This window comes from Burkholderia sp. Ac-20392 (assembly GCF_017104585.1).
Taxonomy (GTDB): domain Bacteria; phylum Pseudomonadota; class Gammaproteobacteria; order Burkholderiales; family Burkholderiaceae; genus Burkholderia; species Burkholderia lata.
Genome location: NZ_JAAGPB010000725.1, coordinates 1 through 3,142 on the forward strand (window position 1 = coordinate 1; position 3,142 = coordinate 3,142).

The window sequence follows — 3,142 nt, forward strand, 5'->3', positions numbered from 1 at the left end:
TGCGGGGTCGTGCAGCGTGTCGGGCGCGCTCGCGGCGCCGCCATAGTGATGCGGCTCGACGTTCGAATAGCTGCCGGTCAACAGCAACCCGTCGATCGCCGCGACGATCGCGTCCGCCGGCTGGCGCGCGCCGAGCGCGGGCAGCACGAATGCAAGCGCGCCGGCGCCGTCGACGAGCGCGGCCAGGTACTTCTCCCCCGCCGTGTGGTTCGGATGCGCACCGCGCAGGATGCGGTCGGCGGTAACGGCTACGATCGGGCGCGCACGCATGGGTGTCTCTCCGGTAATCGCGCGCGATACGGCCGCACGCGGAACGATGAAGGAGGTTCGCGCCGGCGCCGCACACGCGCGCCACGAGGCGCATGCCCATGCGCGATCCTGCCGCGCGGACGATGCGGCAACAGGCGGTGCGACCCGGAACGGAAGCGGAAAACGACGCTAGGGCAACAACGATGCGCTGCCGTCGCACTGCACCGCGCTGAACACGTGCGCGGTCACGAGATTGAAGCGGCGCAGGCCGCGATGGGAAATGGCGAAGAAACGAGGCTCGCGTAAAGAGGCGGCACGCGTGCCGCGATCAGCATGCCGGATCGGCCCGGCCTGAGGCGGCGCGCCCGCCGACGGACTTCGCGTCCGGCGTATCGAAGGGCTGGCGGCTTTCACGATCGTACTCGACTGACTGATGTATGCAGGACACGTGTCGCGATGAAGCGCATGCGGCAATGCCGCGCGGCGACACGTCGGCAAGGTGTCTCGCAGTGCATTCCGGCGCGGTGCGGCCACGATCGATGGCCTCGCCGCAAGTGCACGCGTGACGACTTCCTGACATTCAGCTTATATCACCTAAAAATTGCGTCAAATTTTCAGGTGCCGATGACGACATCGGTCAGACGAAAGCCACACGAAAAAAAACGGCATCGATCCCGTGGATCGATGCCGTGTTGTGCGTTGCATCGGTGCGGCATGCTACGTGCCGGCGAGCTGCGACGTCCTGCTCCGCCGCGCTGCCGCATCCGTGCGGCCCGCGTTCAACGATGCGCGAGCGCGGTTTCGACGAGCGTCTGCAATAGCGGCACAATCCGCGCCGCACGCGTTTCGTCATACGCGTAAGGACGCGTCTCTTCCATGTAGGTGATCTGCGAGAGCTCGAGCTGCACGGCCTCGACGCCGGTAGCGGGCACGCCATAGTGACGCGTGATGTAACCGCCCTTGAAGCGCCCGTTCGCGACGGCCGTATAGCCGCCGTGTTCGAGCACGCGTGCGGCCAGCGCCTCTGCCAGGCCCGGTGTGGCACTCGCGCCGCTCGACGTGCCGAAGTTGAAGTCCGGCAGGCGGCCGTCGAAGAAGCGCGGCACGTGCGAACGGATCGAATGCGCTTCCCACACGAGCACGCGGCCGTGCTCGCGCTTCAGGCGTGCCACCTCGCCTTGCAGCGCCTCGTGATACGGCAGCCAGTAGCGGTCGCGGCGACGCATGATCTCGTCGTTGCCGGGCAGCGCGTTCGCCGGATACAGCGGCGCCTTGTCGAACGTATCGACCGGCACGAGCCCCGTCGTGTCCTGCCCCGGGTACAGGTTCTCGTTGTCGGGCGGCCGGTTCAGGTCGACGACGTAACGCGCATGCGACGGTACGAGGATCGATGCGCCGAGTTCGGCCGCGAATCCATACAGCCGTTCGAGATGCCAGTCGCAATCGTCGACGAAGCGCGCGTCGGCCGTCATCGTCGCGGCGATGTCGTCGGGGATGTGCGTACCTGCGTGCGGAATCGAGATCAGCAGCGGCAGCGTGCCCTGCTTCAGCGTGAATACAGCCGGTTGTTCAGTCATGTCGCATCACCGTTGGAAGTCTGCCGGCGCACGCATGCGGCGTGCACCGGTTGCGCGCGTCAGCGCAGCAGTTGCGCCAGCGCGGCGCGGTAGTCGGCATACGCGACGGCTTCGTCGCGATGACGGCGGCCGCTCACGACGCGTTCGCCGCCCGTGTAGACGTCGAGCACCGGCGTCTCGCCATGCTCCGCGAACACGATACCCGACAACCACGACGTGCTGTCGTGTTCCGCGATCGCCGGATGATCGGGATCGAGCACGAGCCAGTCGGCGCGGCACCCTTCGCGCAGCGCACCGACGTGCCGCCCGCTGGCCTGTGCGCCGCCCGCCAGCGATGCGTCGAACAGGCGATCGGCGACATGCGCCTGCGTATCGCTCGCCAGCACGTTCCGCGCGCGGTGCACGAGCCGCTGCCCGTATTCCAGCAGGCGCAATTCCGAGCGCCACTCGACCGACGCGTGGCTGTCCGAGCCGACGCCGATCACGCCGCCTTGCGCAAGATAGTCGACGGCCGGAAACACGCCGTCGCCGAGGTTCGCTTCGGTCGTCAGGCACAGGCCGGCGACCGCGCGACGCTTCGCAAGCGCTGCCGTTTCGGCCGCATCGACGTGCGTCGCGTGCACGAGGCACCAGCGCGCATCGACGTCGAAGCGATCGAGCAGCCATTGCACGGGGCGCGCACCGTAGGCGCGCACGCAGTCGTCGACTTCGGCCGTCTGCTCGGCGATATGGATGTGCACGGGCGCATCGTCGGGCAATCCTTCGAGCAGCACGCGCAACCCGTTCTCGGATACCGCCCGCAGCGAGTGCGGTGCAACGCCGTAGCGCAGCCCGCCGTCCTCCGGCGCCACGCGACGCATCGCGTCGAGCAGCTCGAGCAGGCCGTCGGGCGTATTGATGAAACGGCGCTGGTCGTCACGCGGCGGCTTGTTGCCGAAGCCGGCGAACTGGTACGACACGGGCAGCATCGTGATGCCGATGCCGGCCGCGCGCGCGGCGTCGATCACGCGCGTGCCGAGCTCGGCGATCTGCGGATAACGCGAGCCGTCCTGCGTGTGGTGCACGTAGTGGAATTCGCACACCGACGTGTAGCCGCACTTGAGCATCTCGACATACAGCCAGCGTGCGATCGCGGCGAGCGCGTCGGGCGTGATCTTCAGCGCGAAGCGGTACATCAGGTCGCGCCAGCTCCAGAAGCTGTCGGACGGATTCGCGCGGTATTCGGTGAGCCCAGCCATCGCGCGCTGGAACGCGTGCGAGTGCAGGTTCGGCATGCCGGGCATCACCGGCCCGGCCGCGCGCGCGACGCCAGCCGG

Annotated in this window: 4 protein-coding genes; all 4 read right to left on the minus strand. The window is 68.0% G+C overall.

Features of this window, described 5'->3' with window-relative positions:
- A partial coding sequence (locus tag G3N99_RS37340) for a gamma-glutamyl-gamma-aminobutyrate hydrolase family protein (RefSeq protein WP_206124871.1) occupies nt 1-270 on the minus strand: 270 nt, incomplete at its 3' end.
- Nucleotides 271-438: 168 nt separating this feature from the next.
- A complete protein-coding gene (locus G3N99_RS37345; RefSeq protein WP_206124872.1) occupies nt 439-663 on the minus strand; it encodes a hypothetical protein in 225 nt (74 codons plus the stop codon).
- A 365-nt stretch (nt 664-1,028) separates the two neighbouring features.
- Complete coding sequence (gene hutG / locus G3N99_RS37350) at nt 1,029-1,826, minus strand: N-formylglutamate deformylase (RefSeq protein WP_174946166.1); 798 nt, start codon at nt 1,824-1,826, stop codon at nt 1,029-1,031.
- Between the two features lie 59 nt (nt 1,827-1,885).
- On the minus strand, nt 1,886-3,142 hold a 1,257-nt coding region (locus G3N99_RS37355), incomplete at its 5' end, for a formimidoylglutamate deiminase (RefSeq protein ID WP_206124873.1).

Coding starts and splice junctions, on each gene's coding strand:
- hutG (WP_174946166.1), bottom strand. CDS start 1,826: ATGACTGAACAACCGGCTGTATTCACGCTGAAGCAGGGCACGCTGCCG.